The organism is Nocardioides convexus (genome assembly GCF_011090295.1).
Window position 1 is genome coordinate 4,353,305 of record NZ_JAAMYA010000001.1, and the last position, 24,777, is coordinate 4,378,081.

Genomic DNA, 24,777 nt, shown 5'->3' on the forward strand with positions numbered 1-24,777 from the left:
GACCACCGACGGTTCCCAGGCCGCTGCCCCCGAGCCCAGCCCGCTCGCCCCGCCCGAGCCGGTGCTGACCCTCACCGCGCCCGAGGCCCCGGCCCCGGTCGTGGAGACCCAGGCGCCCAAGATGGCGCCCCAGGTGGACGCCGCGGTGGTGCCCGAGTCTCGACGCCAAGGTCGACAACTTCCTCACCTCGCTGACCTCCACCAAGGCCGGCAGCCCGGAGTTCGCGGCCCAGGCCGAGAACGTCCGCACGATGGGCGACGCCGACATCCGCAAGGCCGCGGAGACCTCGAACCGGATGCTCGACCGGCCGGTCAACGCGCTCAAGGAGGGCGGGATCGCGCAGGGCTCCACGGTCGGCAAGACCCTGCTGGAGCCTGCGGCGCACGGTCGAGGACCTGGACCCGGGCCAGGCCACCGGCGTGAAGAAGTGGTGGGACAAGCCTGCCCTTCAACGACAAGGTCGAGGACTACTTCCGCAAGTACCAGTCCTCGCAGTCCCAGGCTCAACGGCATCCTGCACTCGCTGCGCAGCGGCCAGGACGAGCCTGACCCGCGACAACGTCGCGCTCAACCTGGAGAAGACCAACCTCTGGGGCGTGATGGGCCGGCTGAACCAGTACATCTACGTCGCCGAGAAGCTCGACGCGAGGCTCTCGGCCAAGATCGCGGAGCCTGGGCCTGAGCGACCCGGAGACGGCCAAGACGCTGTCGCAGGACGTGCTCTTCTACGTCCGCCAGAAGCACCAGGACCTGCTCACCCAGGCTCGCGGTGTCGATCCAGGCCTACCTGGCGATCGACATCATCATCAAGAACAACATCGAGTCTCATCAAGGGCGTCGACCGGGCGACCACCACGACGATCTCGGCGCTGCGCACGGCCGTCATCGTCGCCCAGGCACTCAACAACCAGAAGCTCGTCCTGGACCAGATCACCGCGCTCAACACGACGACCTCGGCGATGATCCAGCGCACCTCGGAGATGCTCAAGGAGAACTCCGCGGCCATCCAGGAGCAGGCCGCGTCCTCCACGATCGGCATCGAGCAGCCTGCAGGCGGCCTTCGCCAACATCTACGCCACGATGGACTCCATCGACGAGTTCAAGGCTCAAGGCGCTCGACAACATGTCGACCACCATCGGCGTGCTGGAGAACGAGGTCCAGAAGTCCAAGGCCTACCTCGAGCGGGTGCAGCAGCACGACGCCCGCAACGCCGCCGGCACGCTCGACATCGGCTGACCGAGACGCGCGTGGGGCTGAGGTCGTGGTGGCGCAGGAACCGGGGAGGCGCCGCGGAGCAGGGATACGTCGTGCCGCCGGCACCGACGGAGCAGGACATCCGTGCTGCCCTCAACCAGGTCAACGCGTTGCTCGACCAGCAGAACGCCCCGCCCGTCGTACGGTCCCGGGTGCAGCGGATCGCGCGGACCATCAACGCCACGCTGCCGCGGTTGAGCCAGGCTGGGCCTGGGCAGCGAGGAGAGCCTACTCGGTGGTGGCGACCGCGACCGACTACCTCCCTGAGGCGCTGCAGTCCTACCTCCGGCTGCCGCGGGACTGGGCGGACACCCGGCCCATCGACGGGCCGAAGACCGCACTGATGGTGCTCATCGAGGCGCTCGAGGCTCCTCGGCGTGACGATGGACCAGATCCTCGACGCCGCCAACCGAGCCGACGCGCAGGCCCTGATCGCGCACAGCCGCTTCCTCGACGCCAAGTTCGGCCACTCCTCCGATGGCCCTGACCTCACCCTAGGAACCCCATGACCACGCTCGCCGACGCCCTCGACGCGCTCGTCGCCACGGCCCGTGCCGCCGGTCTCGACGAGGCCGCCGCGCGTGCCGAGGGCGAGGTGGTCGCCGCGACCGTCTCCGAGCGCTCCCGGGGTGCCTTCGTGGCATGGTCGGAGCAGACCGGTCGCGCCGTCTCGGCCGAGGAGCACCAGGCTCGCGGCCAAGCGCGGCAACAGGTTCCGGGCCGGCCCGACGCCGCTGATGGCCGAGCTTGCTGCTCGCCAAGTCCGCCGCCTCGGCCGACTACGCCGGCGCGCTGGCCGACGTCGCCCTCGCCGGCTCCCGGCTCGGCGAGCCCGGCCCGGACGCCGTCGGTGCCGCGACCACCGTGACCACCGCGCAGATGGGCGGCGGCGCCTCCCTGAACGTGCCCGCCTCGACGCCGGGCGCCTTCGACCTGCCCACCCGGCAGCCGGTGCCCGGCATCGGCACCGAGGTCCTGGACCAGGTACGCCGCGTCGGGGACCAGGTGCGCCGCCAGCCAGTGCGCTCAACAGCAGCACGCCCGCCCCGCCGGCCGCCCCGGACACCCCGGCACCCGCGCCGTCGGTGCCCCCGGAGGCCGGTGGCGTGCAGACCCAGGCGGCCGAGCCCGTCGTACCTCCTGCGGAGGAGGTGGAGCCCGAGGAGCCGACCAAGACCGTCGAGGAGCCTGCTCGCCGGGCTCGACGCGCTCACCGGACTGGCCAACGTCAAGGGCGAGATCCACCGCCAGGCCGCGGTCCTGCGCGTGGAGGGGCTGCGCAAGCAGGCCGGTCTGGACACCCCGACCATCACCCGCCACCTCGTCTTCAACGGCAATCCCGGCACCGGCAAGACCACGGTCGCTCGCCTGGTGGCGGGGATCTACCGCGCGCTCGGGCTGCTCACCAAGGGCCAGCCTGGTCGAGGTGGATCGCTCCGAGTCTGGTCGCGGGCTACCTCGGCCAGACCGCCGCGAAGACCGCCGAGGTCGTCGCCTCCGCGAAGGGTGGCGTGCTGTTCATCGACGAGGCGTACTCCCTCTCCGGCGACCAGTACGGCAAGGAGGCCATCGACACCCTGGTGAAGGAGATGGAGGACAACCGCGACGACCTCGTCGTGATCGTCGCGGGATACCCCCTCCCGATGGCCGTCTTCATCTCCGAGAACCCCGGTCTGGAGAGCCGGTTCCGCACCACCATCGACTTCGCCGACTACACCGACGACGAGTTCGCGGAGATCTTCTCCTCGATGGTCTCCGGCGCCGACTACGACGCGGGCGAGCCGGTGCTGGGCCGGCTCCGCGAGATCCTCGGCACCGCGCAGCGCGGCCCGTCCTTCGGCAACGCGCGGTTCGTGCGCAACCTGATGGAGGCCGCGGTCGGCCGCCACGCCTGGCGGTTGCGCGACATCGCCGAGCCGACCCTCGAGCAGCCTGCGCACCCTGGAGCCGGAGGACCTGGTCGTCGACCCGAACGACGCCGGCACCGCTGCCGGTGCCGCCGCCGAGGGCGAGGTCGTCCCCCCCGAGCACGCCGAGCCGGCCGCCCCGGTCGAGCCCTTCTCGCCCGAGCCCGAGCCGGTGCCCGAACCCGCCCCCGATGCCGCGCCGCTGGGCGCCGAGCCCACCGTGATCGTGCGGCCGGGCGCCGTACCTCCGCCCGCGAGCACGCCGCCTCCGCCGCCTCCGCCCGCGCCGCCGGCCCGCGAGGCCGCCGGTCCGTTCGGCACCGAGACCACCCTGCCCCAGCACCCGCGCCGGCCCGACCGGCCCGGCGCCCCCCAGGAGGAGTCGTGAGCCAGACCGCCACCCCCCAGGCGGCCCCGCCGCCGCCCACGCCGGCCGCTGCTGTCGCTGCGACGGCTCCGGCCGACGCAGCCGCCACCACGCCGTCGTACGTCGACACCCCGCGCCGGCTCAACCAGTGGCAGACTGATCGGGATGAGCGCCGCGATCGTCTTCGGGCTCCTTAGCGCGCTGGTGCAGTTCGTCTCCTACCAGGCCGACGGACGCGCAGCGGACGACACCGCGCAGCTCGGCCGGGTGCAGCAGATCAAGTCGACGCTGCTGAACGCGGACGCGCTCGCCACCAACGGCTTCCTGGTCGGAGGTCTGGAGGACCCGGTCCAGCGCGCGGACTACGACGCCGCGATCAACGAGGTGCTCAAGCAGATCGCTGAGGCCGCACGTGCCCAGGAAGCGGATCTCGACGTCCTCAAGGACCTCAACGTCGCGGTCACCCACTACGCCACCGCGGTCGCCCAGGCCCGGGCCAACAACCGGCTCGGCTACCCGCTCGGGGCGCAGTACCTCGGCGGTGCCAGTGCCGACCTGCGTGCTGTCGCGATCCCGATCCTCGACGCCCTCGTGGCAGCCAACACCGATCGTGCCGAGGGCTCGATGGCGGGCCAGCACCCGTTCTGGCTGCTGCTCGTCGGGATCCTCGTGCTGGCCGCGCTCGTCCTGCTGAACCGCCAGGCTCGCCCAGGCCTTCCACCGTCGCCTCAACCGGGGCGTTGCGATCGCGGCGCTGATCGTGCTGGGCGTCACGGTGGTGACCGTGTCCGCTGCGTTCGTCCGCGACGAACCCAACGACAGCCTGCGCGACAACGAGTTCGCGGCCGCGGTGGGTCTTGCCGAGACCCGGACCGCGGCCAACGACGCGAAGGCGATCGAGAGCCTGCGGCTGATCCAGCGTGGCTCGGGCGCGACCGCCGAGAAGAGCCTGGAACGCCGCGGCCGAGAAGGTCGAGCAGGGCCTGGGCCGCGCCGACGCGGTCGCTGATTGGAAGGCGTACGTCGAGCGTCACCAGAAGGTGGTCGCCGCCGACGACAAGGGTGACTGGGCCACCGCGCGCAACCTCGCGACGGGCAGCAGCGGCGACGAGAACGAGCCCTTCAAGAAGTTCGACTCGGTGATCGCGGCCGAGGCCGACAAGAAGTCGAAGGTTGCGGTCCACGAGTCTCGACAGCGGGCGCTCCATCGCGCTCGCCACCAGCATCTTGACCCTCCTGCTCGGCGTCGGCGCGGCGGTCGCGGTGGCGCGAGGTATCGGCGAGCGACGGAGGGAGTTCTCATGAGGCGCACCCGGCTCCTGGCGGGAGTGCTGGCGGGCAGCCTGGTGCTGCTCACTTCCTGCGGGTACGACGAGACCACGGTTCCCAAGAAGGAGGCCGGCGACGCGTCCTCGAGCGCTGCTCCGGCGGCCCCCGTGACGTGCGACGACGCGACCACGTCGTACGCGCCCAGCACCGATCGCACGGCGGCACGCAGGGAGCCTGAAGAACAACGACCTGCTCGTCGTCGGTGTCTCCGCTGACACCCTCAAGGCTCGGCTCGGCCAACCCCTTCAACAAGTTCGCGATCGAGGGTTTCGACATCGACGTCGCCAAGGCCATCGCCGACGCGCTCGGCGTCGGCCTCCGGCTGCGTGTGATCACGGCTGCCGACCGGATCCCGCTGCTGCAGTCCGGCGAGGTCGACATCGTCGTGCGGAACATGACGATGAACTGCGACCGCTGGACGAAGATCGGCTTCTCCTCGGTCTACTACAACGCCGCCCAGAAGGTGCTGGTCCGCACCGACGACGTCGCCGCGTTCGAGAAGGACGGCGTGAAGTCCCTGGCGAACAAGCGAGTCTGCGCACCCACCGGATCGACCAGCCTCGACAACATCACCACCATCGAGTCCACGGCGAAGGCGGTCGGCGCGGCCAACCACACCGCCTGCCTGGTGCTCTTCCAGCAGGGCGCCGTGGACGCGATCACCGGCGACGACACGGTGCTCGCCGGCCTCGCCGCCCAGGACCCCTACGCCCGCGTGCCTCAGCAGGAGAAGGCTGACCACCGAGCCCTACGGCGTCGGTGTCGCCCGAGAGAACGTCGACCTGATCAAGTACATCAACTCGGTGCTCGACGAGCGTCGCGGCGACGGGGCGTGGCAGAAGTCCTACGACACCTGGCTCAAGGCCTACCTGGGCGAGGCCAAGCCTCCGGCCCCGACGTACGGCCGGTGAGCGTGCAGCAGACCACCACCGCCGCGCCGCACGCCCCCGGCAAGGCTCGGGGACGCGCTGGACCCTGCCGCGATCCAGCAGTACCTGGGCGCGCTCGACACCTGGCTGCGGGTACGGCGCTCCGAGCTCGACGAGCCTGGACCAGGCCGCGATCGGGGCGGGTCGCGGGGGCGAGCCTGGCCGGTGACATGTCGCTCGCCCTGGCGCTGTGGAAGGCGATCTCCGACCGGTACCAGGCTCGTGTTCGCGACCTGGGACGGCGGCCGGGTGCTGCAGCAGGAGCGGGAGCGGATCTCGGCGCTGATCTGGGGGCGCCTCGACGGCGCGACCGAGCCCCCGGGCGGGCTGGCCGTGTCGCTGCCCGAGGCGGGGCGGCTGTGCGACGCGCTGACCGGCCAGCCTGCGCAGCCGGCTGGCGCTGGTGCCGGGGGCGGACGAGTCGGCGGCGCGGATCCGGGGGCTGCGCGCGCAGGCTGGAGCGGATCCGCGACCAGGTCGGCCTGGAGCCGGCCAACACCCGCGACGCCGCGATCGAGACGCTGGCCGGGCTGCTGTCGCGGCTGGAGGTGATCACGGCGAAGGCCGAGCGCGGCGGCGACGTGGGCGGCCTGCTCGGGCCGATGGAGGCCGAGGCCACGACCTTCGAGCGCGACCTCATCGTCGGCAACGCCCGGCGCCGCGACGCCCGGAGCAAGGTGATCTCCGCGCGGGAGCGCGCGCGGACCTGGAGGCTCGCGAGGCGGCCCTGCAGAAGCTCGCCGCGACCTGCGTGGCGACCGTCGACCCCGCGCCCCGCTACGCGATCCCCGACGTCGACGCGCTCGGCCCGGTGCCGGTGACGCCCGACGGGATCGAGCCCTACCTGCAGCGGCTCGACCGGGTCTCGCAGGCCCTCGAGTCTCGCCCAGCACGCCTACGCCGCCGCGCTCGACGAGCACGTGCGGCTGGTCGGCCTGCTCGACGGCTACGTCGCGAAGGCGAAGGCCGTCGGCATCGACACCCATCCCGACCTCGCCGAGAGCGAGCGCGCCGCTCGCGCGCTGCTGGAGCGCCGGCCCTGTCCGATGGCCATCGCCCAGCAGACTCGTCACGACCTACCAAGCCTGGCTCACGAAGGAGTCGCCATGAGCGCCACGGCCTGCACCCAGCCCGGCTGCACCGGAAGCATCGTCGACGGCTACTGCGACGTCTGCGGCATGGCGGGGGTCGCGGCGAGCTCGGCCGACGCCGCCGCACCCGCCGGCGTCGCGCCGGAGACGACCTCCAAGCGCACCCGGGCCGCCAACGGCGACCCCTGCGAGCAGCCCGGCTGCACCGGCAAGATCCTCGACGGCTACTGCGACGTGTGCGGCTCGCCCGCGCTGCCCGGTGCCCGGGTGGCCGAGGCCGCGGCGATCGCCGAGTCCCAGCCGCTCTCGGGCCGCGAGGGCACCTCGGCGACGGCCGCCAGCCGCGTGCAGTCGGCGGCGATCGGCTCCAAGCGGGCCGGTACGACGGGCAGCTACGCCACGCGTCGTACCCGCACCGGGTCGCAGCGGATGCGCTCGGCGCGGCTCGGCGCCGGCCTCACCGTCGTCCCGCCCGCGCCACCGGTCGATGCCGCCAAGGCGATCATGGCCAACCCGCAGGTGCCCGAGGACAAGCGCTCCTGCGCGAAGTGCGGGCACGCCGTGGGCCGCAGCATCGACGGCCAGCCGGGGCGCAGCGAGGGCTTCTGCCCCAGCCTGCGGCACCCAGTTCTCCTTCACCCCGAAGCTTGCACCCGGGCGACCTCGTCGCCGGTCAGTACGAGGTCGCGGGTGCGCTCGCTCACGGCGGCCTGGGCTGGATCTACCTCGCCCGCGACCGCAATGTCTCCAACCGCTGGGTGGTCCTCAAGGGCCTGCTCAACTCCGGCGACCCGGACGCGCTGGCGGCCGCGATCGCCGAGCAGCAGTTCCTCGCCCAGGTCGAGCACCCGCTCATCGTGGAGATCTACAACTTCGTGACGCACGAGGGTGCGGGCTACATCGTCATGGAGTACGTCGGCGGGAAGTCCCTCAAGCAGATCCTCAAGCAGCGGATGAGCGCCAACAACGGGGAGTACGACCCGCTGCCGGTGGACCAGGCCCTGGCCTACATCCTCGAGTCTGCTGCCCGCCTTCCAGTACCTCCACGACCTCGGCCTGGTCTACTGCGACTTCAAGCCGGACAACATGATCCAGGTCGGCGACGCGATGAAGCCTGATCGACCTCGGCGGCGTCCGGCGCATCGACGACGAGGAGTCGGCGATCTACGGCACGGTCGGCTACCAGGCCCCCGAGGTCGCCGAGATCGGCCCGTCGGTGGCCTCCGACATCTACACGATCGGGCGCACCCTGGTCGTGCTGACGATGGAGTTCCGCGGCTACCAGGGCACCTACCTGCACAGCCTGCCGCCGGTGGACGCGACGCCGCTGTTCCAGCAGAACGACTCGCTCTACCAGGCTGATCGCCAAGTGCTGCGCGCCCGACCCGGCCGACCGGTTCGCCTCCGTCGACGAGATGCGCTCGCAGGTGCTGGGCGTGCTGCGCGAGGTCGTCGCGCGCAAGCGCCAGGGCACCGCGATGACCTCGGCCTCCTCCGTGCTCTTCGAGTCACCGGCGACCGCGCGGCCGATCACCTCGTGGAGCCAGTCGCCGAAGCCTGCGCGAGGACACCACCGACCCGCAGTACGCCTGGCTGTCCTCGATCGGCACCGACGACCCGCGGCAGCGCCTCGCCGACCTGCAGCAGGCGCCGCAGGACAGCGCCGAGGTGTGGCTCGCCCGGGCCCGCGCGGCGCTCGACCTCGGCGACCCGGTGACCGCGAAGGCGCACGCGCAGTCGCTGCTCACCGAGGACCCGTGGGAGTGGCGGGCGTTGTGGATCGAGGGACTGGCCGCGGTCCAGGCCGATGACTGGGAGACCGCGAAGGCATCCTTCAACGCGGTCTACCAGCAGGTCCCCGGCGAGCTCGCGCCCAAGGCTGGCGCTGGCCTTCGCCTGCGAGCGCGGCGGCCTGCCCGAGGTGGCCGAGGGGCTCTACCAGGTGTGCGCGTCCACCGACGCGGCGTACGTCCCGCCGGCGGCCTTCGGGATGGCCCGGGTTCGTGCGGAGCGGCAGGACACCGCCGGTGCGGTCGCCGCGCTGGACCTGGTGCCGAACACCAGCCGGGGCTACACCGAGAGCCGCCAGCAGCGCGCGGAGGTGCTGCTGTCCGGTGGGGTGCAGGACCTCGCCGTGCTCGACCAGGCGATGCGCACCATCGAGTCCTCCAGCGTGGACGGGCCGACCCGGCAGCGCTACACGGTGCGGATCCTCAACGAGGCGCTGCCGGTCGTCACCTCAGGCACGAAGGCTGCCCGACGGTGCGCGGATCGGCTCGGTGGCCGCCACCGAGGTCGGCGTCCGCGACGGGCTGGAGAACGCCCTGCGTGCGCTCGCCCGCGACACGAGTGACCTGCAGGAGCGGGTGAGCCTGGTCAACCAGGCCAACGCCGTACGGAACTGGAGCCTCACGTGAGTCTGTCCGACCTGCGGCGCCGCGCTCACCGAGGGCGCCCGGTTCTGCGAGAACTGCGGCGCCCAGGCTCGGCGGCGCGGCTGCCGCCCCCGACGCCGGGCTGCCCGCGGCGTCCGCGGACCACCCGCTCGGCGACGCCCCGATCAGCGCGCCCACCCGCAAGCCCGCGGCCGCGCTGCCGGACCCGCCGGCGCCGGGGCGGCGCCCGTGCACGGAGTGCGGGGGAGAGGTCGGACCCGATCTCTACTGCCTCGAGTGCGGCACCAAGGCGCCCAGCGAGCGCGACCACTTCCGCGAGCAGCCCGCCTCCTGGGTGGCCGGGGTGTGTGACAAGGCGCTGCGCAAGAGCCGCAACGAGGACGCGATGGCTCTCCTGGCAGGCGCGGAGCCGGGCTCGCGTGCGGTGCTGGTCGTGATGGACGGCGTCTCGAACTCCATCGACTCCGACGTCGCCTCGCTCGCCGGGGCCCGCGCGGCGCGGGAGGTCCTGCGGATGCCCCTGCCCTCCGGGATGGGTACGCCGCAGAGCCGGGACGCCGCCGTGCGCAAGGTGTTCACCGACGCGGCCGCCGCCGCGAACACCGCCATCGTCGCGGTCACCGACCCGGACTCCCCGAACCCCGCGTCCGCCACCTTCACCACGGTCGTCGTGGAGGGCACCCGGCTGACCTGGGCCAACATCGGCGACTCGCGCTCGTACTGGATCCCCGACGCCGGCGTGCCGCTGCAGTCTGTCGGTGGACGACTCGGTCGCCCAGGCGCAGATGGCCAGCGGCGTGCCGCGCGAGGTCGCCGAGACCGGGCCGCAGGCGCACGCGATCACCAAGTGGCTGGGCCGGGACTCCGAGGACGTCGTACCGACCGTGGGGGCGCTGGACGTCACCGAGCCGGGCTGGGTGCTGGCCTGCTCCGACGGGCTGTGGAACTACGCCTCGACGCCCGAGGCGCTCGCCGCCCAGGTACACGCCGCGGGCACGAGCGAGCCCGTCGAGTCTCGCGCTCGCCCTGGTCGCCTTCGCCAACGCCGCGGGCGGCCACGACAACATCACCGCCGCGGTGGCCCGTGTGGGCCTCGGGCAGAATGACAGGACGCCGACCCCAGGAGGAGAGCCGAGCGATGGCTGAGTTCAGCGCTGCCGTCTACCAGAACGAGTTCCTGCCCGACGGGGGGACGGACGTCAACGCGATCGTCACCGTCACCTGCAAGGGCGCGGGTACGGCGGGCCAGTCCGGCTCCGGTGCCGCGGGCGAGATCATCATCGTCGACACCTCCGGCTCGATGGGGCCCTCGACGATGTCGGCCGCCAAGGAGGCCGCCCAGGCCGCGTTGGCGGAGATCGTCGACGGCACGTGGTTCGCCGTCATCGCGGGTGCCGACCGCGCGATGCTCGCCTTTCCGCAGGTCTCCAGCGGCCCCGGCATGGTGCGCATGGACGCGAGCACGCGCCAGGCCGCGTCCGCCGCGATCGGCCGCTTCGTCGGCAGCGGCGGCACCGCCATCAGCACCTGGCTCGACCTCGCCGGCCAGGCTCTTCGCCTCGGTCACCGAGGTCACCCAGCGGCACGTGCTGCTGCTGACCGACGGCGAGAACCGCGAGCGCCCGGGCCGTCTCGACGAGGCGATCAACCGGGCCACGGGCTACTTCCAGGCGGACTGCCGCGGCGCCGGCACCGACTGGCAGGTCGCCGAGATCCGCCGGATCGCGCAGGCACTGCTCGGCACCGTCGACATCATCCCGAGCCCCGCGCAGATGAAGGCGCAGTTCGAGGAGATCATGCGCAACGCCATGTCCCGCGGCGTCGCCGACGCCTCGCTGCGGATGTGGACGCCGCAGGGCGCGGAGGTGCTGTTCGTGCGGCAGGTCTCGCCGACCGTGGAGGACCTCACCGCGCGTCGTACGGTCGTCAACCCGCTGACCGGCGACTACCCGACCGGCGCGTGGGCGGACGAGTCGCGCGACTACCACGTGGCGATCCGGGTGCCCGCCAAGGCGATCGGCCAGGAGCAGGCTCGCCGCACGGGTGCAGCTGGCGCTCGGGGACGACGTGGTCGCCCAGGGCCTGGTCAAGGCGACCTGGTCCAACAACTCCGAGCCTGACCACCCGCATCGACCAGCAGGTCGCGCACTACACCGGCCAGGCCGAGCTCGCCCAGATGATCCAGGAGGGCTTGGCGGCCAAGGCGTCCGGCGACGAGGCGACCGCGACGACCAAGGCTCGGCCGAGCCGTCCAGGCTCGCCGCCGAGACCGGCAACGACGAGGCCACCTCCAAGCCTGCGCAAGGTCGTCGACGTCGAGAGCGAGGAGACCGGCACCGTCCGGCTCAAGCGGGCGGTCGACAAGGCCGACGAGATGGCCCTCGACACCGCCTCCACCAAGACCACCCGGATCCGCAAGGAGTCCTCGTGACCAGCACCTGCCCGTCCGGGCACGAGTCGGCGTCCGACGACTACTGCGACGTCTGCGGGCTGCCGATCGTCGCCGGCTCCACGCCGGCGGCGTCGCCGGCTCCTGCACCCGCCGTGGAGCCGCAACCGGCCGCGGCGCCGGAGCCGACCACGACGGCCTGCCCCAACTGCCAGGCGGCCAACCCGCCGAACGCGCTGTTCTGCGAGGCCTGTGGCTATGACTTCACCACCGGCTCGATGCCGCGCCCGGTGGTCCCCTCGCCGCTCGACCTCGACACCCCGGCTCCCGCCGCGGCGGAGCCGGTGCCCGCACCCGCCGAGCCGGTGGCACCCCCGCTCGCCGAGTCGTGGGTGGCGGAGGTCTGGATCGACCCGGACTGGTACGCCGACCAGGAGTCCAGCGACCCCCTGCCGTCCGCGGGCGTGCCGAGCGTCGTACCGCTGCGGGCGACGTCGGTGCTGGTGGGCCGCACCTCGCGCAGCCGCGGCATCCACCCCGACATCGACCTCACCGCCGACAACGGCATCAGCCGCCGGCACTGCCAGACTCACCACCGACGGCACCCGCTGGTGGGTGGAGGACCTGGGCTCCTCGAACGGGACCTACCTCGGCACGAGCACCGGCGCGCTGCCCAAGGACCCGATCCCGGCGGGGGAGAAGCGCGAGATCGGCGCGGACGCACGGGTCTACCTCGGGGCCTGGACCCGCATCGTGGTCCGCCGGGCCGAACCCGGGGAGATCTGACAGAGTCGTCTGCATGGCGATCAACGACCAGGTCATCCTCATCACCGGCGGCGCCCGGGGCATCGGCCTCGAGACCGCGAAGGCCCTCGCCGCCCGCGGAGCGAGGCTCGTGCTCACCGACCTCGACAGCCCCGCGCTGGACGAGGCGGTCGCCGCGATCGGCGCGGACAGGGCGCTCGGCATCGTCGCCGACGTGACCGACCTGGCGGCGATGGAGGCGGCCGTCGCGGCGGCCGTGGAGCGCTTCGGGCGGCTCGACTCGGTGCTCGCCAACGCGGGCATCGCGAGCCTACGGCTCGGTCCTGGCGATCGACCCGGCGGCCTTCCAGCGCACCCTCGACATCAACGTCGTCGGTGTCTTCAACACCGCGCGCGCAGCGATCCCGGAGCCTGGAGAAGACCGACGGCTACCTGCTGGTCGTCTCCTCCCTGGCCGCCTTCGCGGCGGCGCCCGGCCTGGCGGCGTACAACGCCTCGAAGGCAGGTGTCGAGCACTTCGCCAACGCGCTGCGCCCGGAGGTCGCCCACCTCGGCATCGGCGTCGGCTGCGCGCACATGTCGTGGATCGACACCCCGCTCGTGCAGGACGCGAAGAGCGACCTGTCCACCTTCGCCGAGTCTGCTCAGCGAGCTCCCGCCGCCGCTCAACAAGACCACCGACGTGGACGCGTGCGTCAAGGCGTTCGTCAAGGGCGTCGAGAAGCGCTCGCGCCACGTCTACTGCCCCGGCTGGGTCCGCGGCGCCGGGCTCAACCGCAACGTCATCAACTCCGCCGTCGGCAACCTGCCCGTGCTGCGGCTCGTCCCCGACATCCTGCCTCGCATGGACGCCGAGGTGCGGGCGCTGGGCCGCTCGACGAGCGCGCGGAACGTCGCGAACGACGAGCGGAAGGCCGCCGGCGAGGGCTGAACCGGCTCAGCGCCGGGTGGCGATCAGCGCCGAGGCGTCCGGGGCGACCATCACCTCGACGGTGGTGAACCGCTCGTCGGTCAGCCACTCCTCGCGCAGGGTGTCCACCCGGCCGCCGGTGATGGGCGGCCACATCTCGCAGGGAACGAAGTCGTCGAGGACCACGATGCCGCCGGGCTCGACGAGGTCCGCCGACCTTGTCGACCCGAACGGCGGAGGGGTCGCCCGAGTCGAGGAAGAGCAGCGAGAACGGGCCCTTGTCGAGCAGCGTCGACCAGTCCGCCTCGAGCACGTCGACCAGCGGGTCGTCGGTGAAGATCTCACCCGCTGCCGCGGCCAGCCGGGGCTCGAGCTCGGCGGTGAGGATCCGGGCCTTGTCGTTGCGCACGCCCGAGCGGAGCCAGGCGGTGCCGACGCCGCACCCGGTGCCGAACTCGGCCATCGTCCCCTCTCGGGTCGCGGCGAGCGCGGCGAGCAGGCGACCGGTCTCGTTGCGGCAGAAGGAGACGTAGCCCGCGCGGCGGGACACGTCGAACGCGCGGGTGACGATGTCGGGAAGGCTCCGGGGGCGCGCTCATGGATCGAGTCTCACCCCGCGTTCAAGGGGCGGGACCGCGATCTCGGATGGAGAGACGCGCCGGGGCGCCCGCATCGTGGGACGTGGCGCGACAACGGGCGGGGGAGCGGGTTAGGGTTCCTCCATCATGCGGAGCGCCCTTCTCGTAATCGTGCGCCGCGGCGAGGCCTGAGAGAGGCCACCTCGCCGCGGTGAACGCGGCGTTCCCCGATACCGCGTCGGGCTTCTCGATCCAACAGAAGCCCTGGCGTTTCTCCGACGCAACCGCGGCGGGCCCACCGATCGGCAACCAGCGCGATCCGCCTCCCCGACGCAGTCGACTCCCGTGAGACCCACGGCTGACGCCCACCCGCCGCGGTGGGAGAGGTCAGGGCTTGCACCACGCACCATGCCCAGCCCAGCCCAGCCAGGCTCATCCCAGGAGAGACCAGCGATGTTCAGCACCGACCGTCGTACCAACCCCACCGGCTACGCCAGCCTGAGCGCCGGCTCCTCGGAGTGGGGCCCCGCGCGCCACGACCCCGAGCAGCCCCGTCTGCACGACGCGGACACGTCCTTCGGGACTGCCCTGCGAGACGGCGACGACGCCTTCCCGGACGACAACTAGCCTTTTCGCCATGACCGACGCCACCCCCTTCACGCCCGCGACCGGACAGGTCGACCTCGCCGTCATCCCCGGAGACGGCATCGGTCCCGAGGTCACCGCCGAGGCCCTCAAGGTCCTCGAGGTCGCCGCGCCCGCGGAGCCTGAAGTTCTCGCGCACCCAGTACGACCTCGGTGCCGAGCGCTACCTCGCCACCGGCGAGGTGCTGCCGGAGTCGGTCCTCACCGAGATCAAGGGCCAGGACGCGATCCTGCTCGGCGCGGTCGGTGGCAAGCCCAACGACCCGAACCTGCCGCCGGGCATCCTCGAGCGCGGCCTGCTGCTCAAGCCTGCGCTTCGAGCTCGACCACTACGTCAACCTGCGCCCCTCGCGCCTCTTCCCGGGCTCGGTCGCGCCGCTCTCCGACGCGGTGCTCGGCAAGGGTGACATCGACTTCGTCGTCGTCCGCGAGGGCACCGAGGGCCCCTACACCGGCAACGGCGGCGCGCTGCGGGTCGGTACGCCGGCAGAGGTCGCCACCGAGGTGTCGGTCAACACCGCGTTCGGTGTCGAGCGGGTCATCCGCGACGCCTTCGCCCGGGCCCAGAAGCGCCCCCGCAAGAAGTCTCACCCTGGTCCACAAGACCAACGTCCTCGTCAACGCCGGCTCCGTGTGGTGGCGGCTGTTCCAGGAGGTGGCGCAGGAGTACCCCGACGTCACGACCGACTACAGCCACATCGACGCGGTGATGATCTACCTCGCCACGGACCCGCAGCGCTTCGACGTCATCGTCACCGACAACCTGTTCGGCGACATCGTCACCGACCTCGCCGCCGCGATCACCGGTGGCATCGGCCTGGCCGCGTCCGGCAACGTCAACCCGGACCGCACCGCGCCGTCCATGTTCGAGCCCGTGCACGGCTCGGCCCCCGACATCGCCGGCCAGCCTGGTCGCCGACCCCACCGCCGCGATCCTCTCCGGCGCGCTCCTGCTCGACCACCTCGGCCACCCCGAGGCGGCCGCCCGGATCGAGGCCGCGGTGCTCGCCGACCTCACCGACCGGGACCCCGCCACGCAGCGTCGTACCCCCGAGGTGGGCGACGCGATCGCGGCACGAGTAGCCGGCTGATCCACGCCTGCGGACTCCCGGTGGCGTGGGTCACGTCGTCAACTCGTACCCACGCCCCGAGAGGACTAGATTCTTGACCATGCAGATCACCACCACGCTCTCTGCGCACCCGACCGACGACGCCCGGCTGGCAGAGATCCTGTCCAACCCGGGCTTCGGCACCCACTTCTCCGACCACATGTTCACCGTCGAGTGGACGCCGGAGCAGGGCTGGTACGACGCGCGCATCACGCCGTACGGCCCGATCACCCTCGACCCCGCGGCGGCCGTCCTGCACTACGCGCAGGAGACCTTCGAGGGGATGAAGGCCTACCGCCACGCGGACGACTCGCTGTGGCTGTTCCGCCCCGAGGCCAACGCCGAGCGGATGAAGCGCTCCAGCCACCGGCTGGCGCTGCCCGTGCTCGAGGTCCCCGACTTCGTCGAGGCCGTCGCCGAGTCTCGTCAAGGTCGACGCCCGCTGGGTGCCCGCCAACGCCGACGATGGCGAGAAGAGCCTCTACCTGCGGCCCTTCATGTTCGCCTCGGAGAAGTTCCTCGGCGTGCGGCCCGCGCAGCACGTCACCTTCATGGTCATCGCCAGCCCGGCTGGCGCGTACTTCAAGGGCGGCGTCAAGCCGGTCACCCTGTGGCTGACCGAGGAGTACACCCGCGCCGGCCGCGGCGGCATGGGTGCGGCCAAGACCGGCGGGAACTACGCCTCGTCGCTCGTCGCACAGCAGGAGGCCTACGCCCAGGGCTGCGACCAGGTCGTCTTCCTCGACGCCCAGGAGGGCAAGTACGTCGAGGAGACTCGGCGGGATGAACATGTACTTCGTCTTCGACGACGGCTCCATCGTCACCCCCGAGACCGGCACCATCCTCGAGGGCATCACCCGTGCCTCGATCATCGAGACTCGCCGGCAAGATGGGCCACCAGGTCACCGAGCGCCGCTTCGGCATCGACGAGTGGCGCGAGGGCGTCACGAGCGGCCGGATCACCGAGATCTTCGCGTGCGGCACCGCCGCGGTCGTCACCCCGGTCGGCTCGCTCAAGTACGACGGCGGCGAGGTCCCCGCCCCGGCGAGCCAGGACCTGACGATGCGGATCCGCGAGGCGCTCGTCGGCGTGCAGGCCTGGGCCGCAACGAGGACACCTTCGGCTGGATGCACCGGATCTCCTGACGCTTCTCGCCTGACACGTGGCCGTCCCCGGCTCGGGGCGGCCACGTGCGCGTTGTGGCACAGGACGGGGGCACCGCTCGCCGGCGCCTCGGGGTGCCGCCGGCTCGCGAGCAGGATCCCGGTCCCGTGCCCGGCCGACGCCGGCGGCGGGGTCCCCGTCGAAGCCGCCGAGCGGCGCCCCCGGCCGGGCCCGCGACGCGCAGGTGGCGGTCGCGAAGGCGCGGTGAAACCACCGTGAAACCGCGCGGGTCCACGCTTCCCTCGTCAGCCGGGTCGATCCCCGGCGAGAAGGAGCGACCATGACCACGACGAACGCCGTGCAGGCCCAGGGTCTCGTGAAGACCTTCGGTACCTTCCACGCCGTCGACGGCATCGACCTCGAGGTCCGGCCCGGAGAGATCTTCGGCGTGCTGGGGCCCAACGGTGCCGGCAAGACCACGACGCTGCGGATGCTGGCAACCCTGCTGCCGATCGACGGGGGCGAGGCGCGGATCTTCGGCGTCGACGTACGACGCGAGCCGCACAAGATCCGCCAGGCTGGTCGGCGTCACCGGCCAGTACGCCTCGGTGGACGAGAACCTCACCGGCGCGGAGAACCTCATCCTCTTCGCCCGGCTGCTCGGGCAGTCCACCGGCAACGCCCGGCGCACGGCCGCGGACCTGCTCGAGCGCTTCGGGCTGGAGGAGGCCGCGAACCGGCAGATCCAGAACTTCTCCGGCGGCATGCGCCGGCGCCTGGACCTCGCGGCGTCGTTGATCGCCCGGCCGCCGCTGATCTTCCTCGACGAGCCGACCACCGGCCTGGACCCGCGCACCCGCGGCCAGATGTGGGACACCATCCGCGAGCCTGGTGGCGCAGGGCTCGACGATCCTGCTGACGACCCAGTACCTCGACGAGGCCGACCAGGCTCGCCGACCGGATCGCGGTCATCGACCGCGGCCGCAAGGTGGCCGAGGGCACGCCCGAGCAGACTCAAGACCAGCGTCGGCAGGCTCCACGCTGCACCTGCGCGTCGCCCAGCGCGACCAGGCCGCCCGCGCCGCCCAGATCGTCGAGCGGGTGCTCGGCGAGGCGCCCGTGCTCACGCCCGAGGCCGGTGGCCTCAACATCGCGCTCAGCGACGCCAACCAGACGGCCGACGTCCTCATCGCCCTGCGCCAGGGCGAGGTGGACATCACCGCGGCCGCCGTACGCCAGCCCACCCTCGACGAGGTCTTCCTGACCCTGACCGGTCACCACGCCGAGGACGAGACCCAGGAGGAGGTGGCCTGATGACCACCCTGCTTCCCCCGACGACCGCGGCCCCGGCCGCCGCCGCACCCGAGCGCCCGCTCGCCGCGCGCCCCTCGCTGCGCGACACCGTCAACCAGACGCTCGCCATGGCCTGGCGGGCGACCAAGAAGATGCGCCGCAACCCGGAGCAGTTCTTCGACGTGACCCTGCAGCCGGTCCTCTTCACCGCGATGTTCGCCTACATCTTCGGTGGTGCGGTGTCGGGCTCGGTCGCGGAGTACCTGCCGCTGATCATCCCGGGTATCCTCGCCCAGACCGCGCTGACCGCCTGCATGGCGACCGGCACCCAGATGCGCGAGGACATGGACAAGGGCGTCTTCGACCGCTTCAAGTCCCTGCCGATCGCCCGGATCGCCCCGCTGGCGGGCCCGATGCTGGCCGACCTGATCCGCTACGGCACGGCCGCGACCATCACGATCCTGGTCGGCCTCGCGATGGGCTACCGCCCCGGTGGTGGCGTCGGCGGCGTGGTCGCCGGCTGGGCGCTGACCGTCTTCGCCGGCTGGTCGCTGTCGTGGATCTTCTGCTGGCTCGGCACCGTCGCCCGGTCGGCCCAGGCGGTGCAGGGGATCGGCATGATGATCATGTTCCCGCTGACGTTCCTGTCCAACGCCTTCGTCAAGGTCGAGACCCTGCCGAGCCTGGCTGGAGGCCTTCGTGAACGTCAACCCGGTCTCGCACGTCGTGACCGCGGTGCGCGACCTGATGAACGAGGGCACGCTCACCGGCGAGGTCGGCTGGGCACTGCTCGGCTGCGTCGCGGTGGTGGCGGTCTTCGCGCCGCTGGCCGTACGGACCTACTCGCGCAAGATGTGACTCAGAGCAGACGCTGCAGGGCGGCGCGGGCCTCGACCAGCAGGTCGGGTCCGCGCCGTTCGCCGTACTCCTCCTCGACGGCCGCCAGGACGCCGGGCGCGTGCTCCTCGCACAGCGCGCGGGCCCGTTCCCACTGCATCGTCGGGGCGAAGCGGTAGTAGGAGAATCGGTCGGCGAGGACCAGCACCCGTACGGCGTCGGCGGCCGGGCCGTCCGTGCGCAGCAGCGCCCACAGCCCCAGCCCGAACAGCACGAGGCCGCCGATCGGGTAGTCCATGAACGGCCGCTCGGGGTCGAGCGCGTCGAGGGCCTTCGCGGCGAGCGCGTCGCGCAGGTCGGCGCCCTCCTCGCCGGTGCCGTGGGAGGCGAAGGCGGACACGGCGACGGCCTCGCCGGAGATCGCCCACGGGCTGCTGCCCTCGGGGGAGCCGGGCAGGCGCAGCCCGCGACTGGCCCCCGCGGCCTGGCGGTGCAGGCGCAGGCCCTCGGCGGTGTCGCCGTTGACGAGGGCGAGTCTGGGCGCGGCTGTTGAGGATGGCCATGTCCCCACCGGGCAGACCGGTCGGCGCCAGCGCGCTGATCTGCTCGACGAGCGCGGTGGCGGCGGCGAGGTCGCCGTCGATCATCGCGGCCATCGCCAGGATGGACCGGTTCTGGATCGCGTCGTCGTTCGCCCCGAGCCGGTCCAGGACCGGCAGCGCGGCGCGGGCGTGTGCCGCGGCCTGGGCGGGGTCGCCGAGCCTGCGCGTGCAGGCTCGGCGAGCCTGGGCGTCGATCATCGCCCGGCGCCAGGGGCCCTCCTCCGGGCGGACGAGGGGGAGGGCCGCGTGCAGCGCGTCCACGGCCCGGCCCGGGTCGCCGGTGTTCTCCCACTGGTGCGCGGACCACTGCAGGGCCAGGCAGCGCACCCACGGGTCGGGGTCGTCGAGGAGATGGGTGAGGTCGGTGGCGATGCCCTCGGACTGGGCGAGGGTCACCCGCACCAGCGCGGCGAGCGAGCGGCTGCCCTCGCCGGGGCCGAGCGCGGCCAGCCTGCCCGACCAGCTTGCTCGGCGTCGCCGGAGCCGGTGAACCGGGCGCTGAACAGGGCCACGCAGAGCGCGGCGCGAGCCGTGTCCGCCAGTTCTGGCGGCGGGCTCCAACCGTGCAGCGCGCCGGTGACCGCCGGGGCGAGGGACATGCTGCGGAAGTGGTCGCCGCTGATCGACCAGTAGCCGCCCAGCGTCGCGAAGAGGACCGCGACCGCCTCCGGCTCGTCGGCCGCGACCGCGTCACGCAGGACGTCGGCGAGGTTGGTCTCCTCCACGCGGAGCCGGGCCATCGCCTCGGCCTGGGCGGGGCTGAACAGCGGCGCGCCCTCGCGCCCGGCCAGGCTCGACGGCCCAGGCCCGCAGCGCCGCGGCGACCTTCTGCGACTCCCCGACGCTCTCGCGCTGGAGGCGGCCGAACTCGCGCACCGTCTCCAGCACCCGGTAGCGGGTCTCGGTGCCGGTGTCGGTGACCACGAGCAGGGACTGGTCGACGAGGTCCTCGACGGCGTCCAGTGCGTCCTCGCCGAGCACCGCCCCGGCTGCCTCGAGGGTGAACCCGTCGTGGAAGGCCGAGACGTAGCGCAGGGCCCGGCGCTCCCGCTCCTCCAGCAGCCGCCAGGACCACTCGATGACGGCGAGCAGCGTGCGGTGCCGGTCGGGCGCGCTGCGATCGCCGCCGCGCAGCAGCCGGAACCGGTCGTCGAGCCGGCGCGCGATCTCGGCCGGGCTCATCACCCGGACCTTCGCGGCCGCGAGACTCGATGGCCAGCGGCAGACCGTCGAGGCGGTCGACGACGGCACGGACCGCCTCCTCCTCCAGCGCCACGCCGGGCCGGGCTGCCTCGGCACGGGTGCGGAACAGGTCGACCGCGTCCGTCGTACCGAGGTGGGGGAGGAGGTGCACCCGCTCCGCGGAGATCGCGAGCGGCGCCCGGGTCGTGGTCAGCACCCGCAGGCTCGCGGGTGGTCGCGACCAGGAAGGCGACCAGGTCGGCCACGGCCGTGACCACGTGCTCGCAGTTGTCGAGCACCAGCAGGGTGGGCGCCCGGTCGAGGTGCTGGGCGATGCGGGCCCGGACGTCGGCGCGCTGCTCCGGGGTCAAGGTACGACGCCCGGCGACCGAGTCGCGCACGCCCAGCGCCGAGCCGACCTCGCCGACCAGGTCCTCCGGCGCCGTGACGCCGACCAGGCTCCACGAAGTGCACCACCGGCTGGGTGGACTCGCGGGCGACCGCGTGCGCGAGCGTGGTCTTGCCGAGCCCGCCGGGCCCGACGATCGAGACGACGCGTGCCGAGGCGAGCAGGCCCTCGACCGTGCGCAGGTCGTCGTCGCGGCCCAGGAGCGGAGAGGCGGCGTACCGCACGCCCTCGCGGACCGGGCTGTCCATCGCCAGCAGGCTCGCGGTGCACCCGCTGGAGGTCGGCGCCGGGATCGCTGCCGAGCCGGTCCCGGACCCCGTCCTGGTAGGTGGAGAAGCGCTCCAGCGCCGCGGCCGGCCCCCGGACCGCCGCCTCCGCGCGGAGCAGGTCGGCCAGCAGCGGCTCGTCGTCGGGCCGTTCGCGGGCGGCGTCCTCCAGCCCGGGCAGCGCCTCCGCGGCCCGCCCGCAGCGGGCCAGCGCCCGGGCGCGGACGACCGTCGCCAGGCGCAGGTCCTGCTCGGCCGCGTGCCGCAGGTCGGCGAGCGGCCCGGACGCCGGGTCGGGCACGCCGGCCGGTGCCAGCGCGAGCGCCGAAGCGGCGAGGTCGAGGGCCGCGACGGGATCCGCGCCGAGCGTGCCGGCGGCCGCCCGTGCCCGGGACCGCAGCAGGAGGGCGTCCACCTGGTCGCTCGCCAGCGCGAGCCGGTACCCGTCGCCGTCGGTCACCAGCCTCGTCGCGCCCACCACGCCGCGCACCCGGGACACCAGCACCTGCAGTGCCTTGCCGGGGTTGGCGGGCACGTCCTCGCCCCAGACCAGGCCGACCAGCCGCTCGGTGCCGACGGTGCGGCCGGCGGCGGCAAGCGCGGCGAGGAGGGCCTGCGGCCGGTCGCCCGCGACCGTCGTACCGTCCCAGCGCACGCCGTCGAGCAGCGTCAGGAGGATCGGCACCAGGGAAGTCTAGGAGCCCTGGCGGCGCCCGGTGCTTCACTGAGGCCATGGCGCACCCGATCATGTTCAGCGACGACGACCCGGGACTGGCCGAGCCTGCGCCGGATCTGCCTGGCGCTGCCGGGCGCGGAGGAGCGGGTCAGCCACGGCCGGCCCACCTTCCGCACCGCGAAGGTCTTCGCCGTCTTCGGCGGCTCGGAGAAGATCCGGCCGGGCGAGCACCGCAGGGTGCCGAGCGCGCTGATCTTCACCCCGGACCCGATCGACCTGCCGGCGCTCGACGCCGACGAGCGGTTCTTCGTGCCGGCCTACTACGGGCCCTCCGGCGGCCGGGCGATCGACCTGGCCGACCCCGCGACGGACTGGGCGGAGATCACGGAGCCTGGTCGACGCGTCGTACCGCCGGGTGACGCCGAAGCGCCTGGTGGCCGGACTCGACGCACGATCCGCGGAGGACTGAGTATCCGTACCCTCCCGCGCGGCGCCGGCGTCGACGAGCATCCGGTCATGACCGGATCCCCCCTCGTCCTGGCCTCTCGCCTCCTCGCCGCGCTGGTCGTGGCCTCGTTCGCCGCCGTCGTCGCGCTGCCCCGCAGCGGTGACCAGGAGGCCGTGGCGGCGAGCGCCGTCATCGCGATCGTCCTCCTCGGCACGCTCGCCGCCGCCCTCCGCGGCCGGGTCGTGCGGGCCTCCGCCGCCGCGGCGCTGGCCGCGGGCGGTCTCGCCGTGGCGGGCGCCGAGACCTACCTGATCAGCCTGTCGCCGGACGGCGCCGACATCCCGCTCGCCGGCGTCGGCGTGCTCCTCCTGGGCCTGGTCGCGGTCGTCGTCGGCGCCGCGTGCCTCGCCCGACCGCGCGCTCGCTGATTCGGCGGGGGCCACGCGGGTAATCTCGCTCCGTGACGACGCGACCCGACAGCGGCACACCCACCCGGGTGGGCGACTACACGCTGCTGACCCGCCTGGGCGAGGGCGGCATGGGCATCGTGCACCTCGCCCGCGGCTCGGACGGCCGCCGGGTGGCGCTCAAGGTGCTGCGCCCGCAGGTCGTCGGCGACCAGGAGGCCCGCCGGCGGCTGGCCCGCGAGGTCAGGCTCGCTGACCCGGGTGCGCAGCCCGTGGGTGGCCGAGATGCTGGCCGCCGACCCGTGGGCCGAGGTGCCCTACGTCGTCACCCGCTACGTCCCGGGTTTGTCCCTGCACGAGCACGTCGCCACCGAGGGCCCGGTCGAGGGCCCGGACCTGCACTGGCTCGCCGGCTGCCTGGCCGAGGGTCTGGGCGCGGTGCACGCGGTCGGCGTCCTGCACCGCGACGTCAAGCCGGGCAACGTGCTGATGGAGGGGCGCACCCCGATCCTCATCGACTTCGGCCTGGCCCGGGTCGCCGACGACATCCGGCTCACCCAGACCGGCTGGCTGCTGGGGACGCCGGGCTACCTCGCCCCCGAGATCCTCTACGGCGACGAGGCGACTCCCGCCGCCGACGTGCACGCCTGGGCAGCGACGGTCGCCTATGCCGCCACTGGTCGCGCCCCCTACGGCCGCGGCCCGGCGATGGCGGTCATGGACCGCACCCGCCGCGGGCAGCACGACCTCAGCGGGATCGACCGGCCGATGGCCGACGTGCTCGCCGCGGCCCTGCACCCGGACCCGCTGGAGCGCCCGCTGCTGGAGGAGCCTGCTGGCCTGGCTGCGCCCGCTCAGCACCCGCCCGGACCTGCCCCCGGCCGCACCTCCGGGCGTGCTCTTCGAGGCCCCCGCCGAGGCCGAGGACGACTTCACCCTGCCGCTCGCGCTGGCCGCCCAGGCGGGCGGTCCGCTCGCCCCGCTCGCCCCGGCCACCCCGCGCACCGCACCCGAGTCGCTGCCTCCGCTGCCCCCGCCGCCTCCGCCGACGCTGCACCAGGACGCGCCACCCGCTACCGGACCGGCCGCCCCACCGGCCGCCCCACCGGCCGCCCCACCGGCCGCCCCACCGGCCGCCCCGCCCACGATCCAGCCCGACACGCTGCGCCGGATCGAGCAGGAGTGGGACCAGCAGCACGGTTTCGACCCGGACGCCGCTTTCGGCCCCGAGCCGCAGGTGCCGCTGGGGGAGCGGCTGCGGCGCTGGACGGCGCTCGGCGCCGGTGCGGTCGCGGTCGGTGCCGGCTTCGCGGCCGCGCCCTGGGCGGCCCTGGTGGTCGTCGGGCTCGCGGTGTGGCTGCTGCGCGCCGGCTCCCTGGCGGCCTCGGCGGTCGCGGAGCGTCGTACCGTCCGCGGGGCCAGGTGGTACGACGGCCTGCGGCTGGCGACCTCCAGCCCGTGGCACCTCATCCGCGCGGTCACCGGCACGACCGTGCTGGTCCTGTGGAGCGCCGGGCTCGGGGCCGCGGCCGGGCTGATCTGCTACGCGCTCGCGGTCGACCTGCCGAGCACGCTGATGGCGTGCGGCGCGGTGCTCGCGCTGGCGCTGTGGTCGGGTCCGGGCAGCAGCCGGTTCCGCTCGCCGGTCGCGCGGGTGCTCTTCCCGGCCTGCCGCCGCCCGCTGCCGTGGGCACTCACCTGCGCCGGCCTGCTGGCGGTCGCGGCACTGCTCGGCGTGCTGGTCGCGGGCAGGGGCGTGAGCCTGGGTGCCGTGGACCGGAGGTCCTTTCGGACTGTGATCCGGGCGGGGCGCCCGACGTGGCACACTGAGCCCGTGACCAGCACCACGTCGATCATTACCTAGCGCGTCCGGAGCCCCGG

The 24,777-nt window shown here is 73.3% G+C and carries 28 protein-coding genes and 5 pseudogenes; 26 read left to right on the forward strand and 7 right to left on the reverse strand.

Translation table 11 applies throughout. From position 1 onward, the window contains the following. Window positions 1-251 precede the first annotated feature (251 nt). The 15 genes and pseudogenes from G5V59_RS32160 to G5V59_RS32230 all read left to right on the forward strand — a co-directional run bounded on the left by G5V59_RS32160 (window position 252) and on the right by G5V59_RS32230 (window position 11,706). Window positions 252-683 (forward strand): hypothetical protein, encoded by a 432-nt coding sequence (locus tag G5V59_RS32160; protein ID WP_278259160.1) that lies wholly within the window; start codon window positions 252-254, stop codon window positions 681-683. Further along, window positions 601-1,743: a toxic anion resistance protein gene (locus G5V59_RS32165; RefSeq protein WP_278260196.1), complete on the forward strand. Its 1,143-nt coding sequence runs from the start codon at window positions 601-603 to the stop codon at window positions 1,741-1,743. The genes G5V59_RS32160 and G5V59_RS32165 overlap by 83 nt, the downstream gene beginning before the upstream one ends. An 18-nt stretch (window positions 1,744-1,761) precedes the next feature. Further along, window positions 1,762-2,124 carry a hypothetical protein gene (locus tag G5V59_RS32170; RefSeq protein WP_278259161.1) on the forward strand — a complete coding sequence of 121 codons (363 nt, stop codon included), beginning with the start codon at window positions 1,762-1,764 and terminating at the stop codon, window positions 2,122-2,124. Window positions 2,125-2,407: 283 nt separating this feature from the next. Then, window positions 2,408-3,727 carry an AAA family ATPase gene (locus G5V59_RS32175; RefSeq protein WP_278260197.1) on the forward strand — a complete coding sequence of 440 codons (1,320 nt, stop codon included), beginning with the start codon at window positions 2,408-2,410 and terminating at the stop codon, window positions 3,725-3,727. After that, window positions 3,696-4,673 carry a hypothetical protein gene (locus G5V59_RS32180; protein WP_278259162.1) on the forward strand — a complete coding sequence of 326 codons (978 nt, stop codon included), beginning with the start codon at window positions 3,696-3,698 and terminating at the stop codon, window positions 4,671-4,673. The genes G5V59_RS32175 and G5V59_RS32180 overlap by 32 nt, the downstream gene beginning before the upstream one ends. Further along, on the forward strand, window positions 4,670-5,074 hold the full coding sequence (locus G5V59_RS32185) for a hypothetical protein (protein WP_278259163.1): 405 nt from the start codon (window positions 4,670-4,672) through the stop codon (window positions 5,072-5,074). The genes G5V59_RS32180 and G5V59_RS32185 overlap by 4 nt, the downstream gene beginning before the upstream one ends. Then, window positions 5,062-6,609 carry a transporter substrate-binding domain-containing protein gene (locus tag G5V59_RS32190; protein ID WP_278259164.1) on the forward strand — a complete coding sequence of 516 codons (1,548 nt, stop codon included), beginning with the start codon at window positions 5,062-5,064 and terminating at the stop codon, window positions 6,607-6,609. The genes G5V59_RS32185 and G5V59_RS32190 overlap by 13 nt, the downstream gene beginning before the upstream one ends. A 357-nt stretch (window positions 6,610-6,966) precedes the next feature. Then, window positions 6,967-7,455 (forward strand): annotated as a pseudogene (locus G5V59_RS32195) (serine/threonine protein kinase); the annotation flags it as partial. Continuing rightward, window positions 7,428-7,997 carry a protein kinase gene (locus G5V59_RS32200; RefSeq protein ID WP_278260198.1) on the forward strand — a complete coding sequence of 190 codons (570 nt, stop codon included), beginning with the start codon at window positions 7,428-7,430 and terminating at the stop codon, window positions 7,995-7,997. The pseudogene G5V59_RS32195 and the gene G5V59_RS32200, both read left to right, overlap by 28 nt. Then, window positions 7,966-8,241: a hypothetical protein gene (locus G5V59_RS32205; RefSeq protein ID WP_278259165.1), complete on the forward strand. Its 276-nt coding sequence runs from the start codon at window positions 7,966-7,968 to the stop codon at window positions 8,239-8,241. The genes G5V59_RS32200 and G5V59_RS32205 overlap by 32 nt, the downstream gene beginning before the upstream one ends. Window positions 8,242-8,481: 240 nt before the next feature. Next, window positions 8,482-8,676, forward strand: a pseudogene (locus G5V59_RS32210) (tetratricopeptide repeat protein); the annotation flags it as partial. 10 nt (window positions 8,677-8,686) lie between these two features. Beyond that, window positions 8,687-9,232 carry a tetratricopeptide repeat protein gene (locus tag G5V59_RS32215; protein ID WP_278259166.1) on the forward strand — a complete coding sequence of 182 codons (546 nt, stop codon included), beginning with the start codon at window positions 8,687-8,689 and terminating at the stop codon, window positions 9,230-9,232. After that, on the forward strand, window positions 9,204-9,296 hold the full coding sequence (locus G5V59_RS32220; RefSeq protein ID WP_278260199.1) for a hypothetical protein: 93 nt from the start codon (window positions 9,204-9,206) through the stop codon (window positions 9,294-9,296). The genes G5V59_RS32215 and G5V59_RS32220 overlap by 29 nt, the downstream gene beginning before the upstream one ends. A 30-nt stretch (window positions 9,297-9,326) precedes the next feature. Beyond that, window positions 9,327-9,626, forward strand: a pseudogene (locus G5V59_RS32225) (hypothetical protein); the annotation flags it as partial. A gap of 34 nt (window positions 9,627-9,660) precedes the next feature. Then, complete coding sequence (locus G5V59_RS32230; protein WP_278259167.1) at window positions 9,661-11,706, forward strand: VWA domain-containing protein; 2,046 nt, start codon at window positions 9,661-9,663, stop codon at window positions 11,704-11,706. A gap of 214 nt (window positions 11,707-11,920) precedes the next feature. Here G5V59_RS32230 and G5V59_RS32235 read toward each other — a convergent pair whose 3' ends face one another. Next, on the reverse strand, window positions 11,921-12,196 hold the full coding sequence (locus tag G5V59_RS32235) for a hypothetical protein (protein WP_278259168.1): 276 nt from the start codon (window positions 12,194-12,196) through the stop codon (window positions 11,921-11,923). Between the two features lie 83 nt (window positions 12,197-12,279). On the opposite strand from G5V59_RS32235, the gene G5V59_RS32240 reads away from it, so the two are divergent. Both G5V59_RS32240 and G5V59_RS32245 read left to right on the forward strand, forming a co-directional pair. Continuing rightward, window positions 12,280-12,450 (forward strand): hypothetical protein, encoded by a 171-nt coding sequence (locus G5V59_RS32240; protein ID WP_278259169.1) that lies wholly within the window; start codon window positions 12,280-12,282, stop codon window positions 12,448-12,450. 13 nt (window positions 12,451-12,463) lie between these two features. Continuing rightward, entirely contained in the window at window positions 12,464-13,360 is an 897-nt protein-coding gene (locus G5V59_RS32245; protein ID WP_278259170.1) for an SDR family NAD(P)-dependent oxidoreductase, read from the forward strand. 6 nt (window positions 13,361-13,366) lie between these two features. Here the strand turns inward: G5V59_RS32245 and G5V59_RS32250 are convergent, their stop codons facing one another. Continuing rightward, window positions 13,367-13,684 carry a hypothetical protein gene (locus G5V59_RS32250; RefSeq protein WP_278259171.1) on the reverse strand — a complete coding sequence of 106 codons (318 nt, stop codon included), beginning with the start codon at window positions 13,682-13,684 and terminating at the stop codon, window positions 13,367-13,369. Beyond that, entirely contained in the window at window positions 13,681-13,938 is a 258-nt protein-coding gene (locus G5V59_RS32255; RefSeq protein ID WP_278259172.1) for a hypothetical protein, read from the reverse strand. Before G5V59_RS32255 ends, G5V59_RS32250 begins: the two co-directional genes overlap by 4 nt. A gap of 432 nt (window positions 13,939-14,370) precedes the next feature. On the opposite strand from G5V59_RS32255, the gene G5V59_RS32260 reads away from it, so the two are divergent. The 6 genes and pseudogenes from G5V59_RS32260 (at window position 14,371) to G5V59_RS32280 (ending at window position 19,085) form a co-directional block, all read left to right on the forward strand. Next, the gene (locus G5V59_RS32260; RefSeq protein WP_278259173.1) at window positions 14,371-14,544 is read left to right on the forward strand and encodes a hypothetical protein; all 174 of its coding nucleotides are present in this window, start codon (window positions 14,371-14,373) and stop codon (window positions 14,542-14,544) included. Between the two features lie 10 nt (window positions 14,545-14,554). Further along, a pseudogene (locus G5V59_RS32265) lies at window positions 14,555-15,653 on the forward strand (3-isopropylmalate dehydrogenase). A gap of 79 nt (window positions 15,654-15,732) precedes the next feature. Continuing rightward, window positions 15,733-16,817, forward strand: a pseudogene (locus G5V59_RS32270) (branched-chain amino acid aminotransferase). 299 nt (window positions 16,818-17,116) lie between these two features. Further along, window positions 17,117-17,695 (forward strand): ATP-binding cassette domain-containing protein, encoded by a 579-nt coding sequence (locus G5V59_RS38200; RefSeq protein ID WP_341351083.1) that lies wholly within the window; start codon window positions 17,117-17,119, stop codon window positions 17,693-17,695. Further along, entirely contained in the window at window positions 17,668-18,090 is a 423-nt protein-coding gene (locus G5V59_RS38205) for a hypothetical protein (protein WP_341351084.1), read from the forward strand. The genes G5V59_RS38200 and G5V59_RS38205 overlap by 28 nt, the downstream gene beginning before the upstream one ends. After that, window positions 18,090-19,085, forward strand: coding sequence for an ABC transporter permease (locus G5V59_RS32280; RefSeq protein ID WP_278259174.1), 996 nt, complete (start codon window positions 18,090-18,092; stop codon window positions 19,083-19,085). The genes G5V59_RS38205 and G5V59_RS32280 overlap by 1 nt, the downstream gene beginning before the upstream one ends. A gap of 815 nt (window positions 19,086-19,900) precedes the next feature. Here G5V59_RS32280 and G5V59_RS32285 read toward each other — a convergent pair. From G5V59_RS32285 to G5V59_RS32300, 4 genes are read right to left on the reverse strand one after another with little or no spacing between them, the layout of a single operon-like run. Next, window positions 19,901-20,248: a hypothetical protein gene (locus tag G5V59_RS32285; protein WP_278259175.1), complete on the reverse strand. Its 348-nt coding sequence runs from the start codon at window positions 20,246-20,248 to the stop codon at window positions 19,901-19,903. After that, entirely contained in the window at window positions 20,199-20,690 is a 492-nt protein-coding gene (locus tag G5V59_RS32290) for a hypothetical protein (RefSeq protein WP_278259176.1), read from the reverse strand. Before G5V59_RS32290 ends, G5V59_RS32285 begins: the two co-directional genes overlap by 50 nt. Then, a complete protein-coding gene (locus G5V59_RS32295; RefSeq protein ID WP_278259177.1) occupies window positions 20,690-21,091 on the reverse strand; it encodes a hypothetical protein in 402 nt (133 codons plus the stop codon). Before G5V59_RS32295 ends, G5V59_RS32290 begins: the two co-directional genes overlap by 1 nt. Next, window positions 21,058-22,050 (reverse strand): bacterial transcriptional activator domain-containing protein, encoded by a 993-nt coding sequence (locus tag G5V59_RS32300; RefSeq protein ID WP_278259178.1) that lies wholly within the window; start codon window positions 22,048-22,050, stop codon window positions 21,058-21,060. Before G5V59_RS32300 ends, G5V59_RS32295 begins: the two co-directional genes overlap by 34 nt. Window positions 22,051-22,097: 47 nt before the next feature. Between G5V59_RS32300 and G5V59_RS32305 the strand changes: the two genes are divergently transcribed. The 3 genes from G5V59_RS32305 (at window position 22,098) to G5V59_RS32315 (ending at window position 24,726) form a co-directional block, all read left to right on the forward strand. Further along, window positions 22,098-22,460, forward strand: coding sequence for a hypothetical protein (locus G5V59_RS32305; protein WP_278259179.1), 363 nt, complete (start codon window positions 22,098-22,100; stop codon window positions 22,458-22,460). 97 nt (window positions 22,461-22,557) lie between these two features. Continuing rightward, window positions 22,558-22,917, forward strand: coding sequence for a hypothetical protein (locus G5V59_RS32310; protein ID WP_278259180.1), 360 nt, complete (start codon window positions 22,558-22,560; stop codon window positions 22,915-22,917). A gap of 240 nt (window positions 22,918-23,157) precedes the next feature. Continuing rightward, entirely contained in the window at window positions 23,158-24,726 is a 1,569-nt protein-coding gene (locus G5V59_RS32315; protein WP_278259181.1) for a protein kinase, read from the forward strand. Window positions 24,727-24,777: the final 51 nt, after the last annotated feature.

Coding starts and splice junctions, on each gene's coding strand:
- G5V59_RS32160 (WP_278259160.1), top strand. CDS start 252: ATGGGCGACGCCGACATCCGCAAGGCCGCGGAGACCTCGAACCGGATG.
- G5V59_RS32165 (WP_278260196.1), top strand. CDS start 601: ATGGGCCGGCTGAACCAGTACATCTACGTCGCCGAGAAGCTCGACGCG.
- G5V59_RS32170 (WP_278259161.1), top strand. CDS start 1,762: ATGACCACGCTCGCCGACGCCCTCGACGCGCTCGTCGCCACGGCCCGT.
- G5V59_RS32180 (WP_278259162.1), top strand. CDS start 3,696: ATGAGCGCCGCGATCGTCTTCGGGCTCCTTAGCGCGCTGGTGCAGTTC.
- G5V59_RS32205 (WP_278259165.1), top strand. CDS start 7,966: ATGATCCAGGTCGGCGACGCGATGAAGCCTGATCGACCTCGGCGGCGT.
- G5V59_RS32215 (WP_278259166.1), top strand. CDS start 8,687: ATGACTGGGAGACCGCGAAGGCATCCTTCAACGCGGTCTACCAGCAGG.
- G5V59_RS32230 (WP_278259167.1), top strand. CDS start 9,661: ATGGCTCTCCTGGCAGGCGCGGAGCCGGGCTCGCGTGCGGTGCTGGTC.
- G5V59_RS32235 (WP_278259168.1), bottom strand. CDS start 12,196: ATGCCGCGGCTGCGCGAGGTGCGGCCCACCAGCACCGACGTCGCCCGC.
- G5V59_RS32245 (WP_278259170.1), top strand. CDS start 12,464: ATGGCGATCAACGACCAGGTCATCCTCATCACCGGCGGCGCCCGGGGC.
- G5V59_RS32255 (WP_278259172.1), bottom strand. CDS start 13,938: ATGAGCGCGCCCCCGGAGCCTTCCCGACATCGTCACCCGCGCGTTCGA.
- G5V59_RS32260 (WP_278259173.1), top strand. CDS start 14,371: ATGTTCAGCACCGACCGTCGTACCAACCCCACCGGCTACGCCAGCCTG.
- G5V59_RS38200 (WP_341351083.1), top strand. CDS start 17,117: ATGACCACGACGAACGCCGTGCAGGCCCAGGGTCTCGTGAAGACCTTC.
- G5V59_RS32280 (WP_278259174.1), top strand. CDS start 18,090: ATGACCACCCTGCTTCCCCCGACGACCGCGGCCCCGGCCGCCGCCGCA.
- G5V59_RS32285 (WP_278259175.1), bottom strand. CDS start 20,248: ATGGCCCGGCTCCGCGTGGAGGAGACCAACCTCGCCGACGTCCTGCGT.
- G5V59_RS32290 (WP_278259176.1), bottom strand. CDS start 20,690: ATGAGCCCGGCCGAGATCGCGCGCCGGCTCGACGACCGGTTCCGGCTG.
- G5V59_RS32305 (WP_278259179.1), top strand. CDS start 22,098: ATGGCGCACCCGATCATGTTCAGCGACGACGACCCGGGACTGGCCGAG.
- G5V59_RS32310 (WP_278259180.1), top strand. CDS start 22,558: ATGACCGGATCCCCCCTCGTCCTGGCCTCTCGCCTCCTCGCCGCGCTG.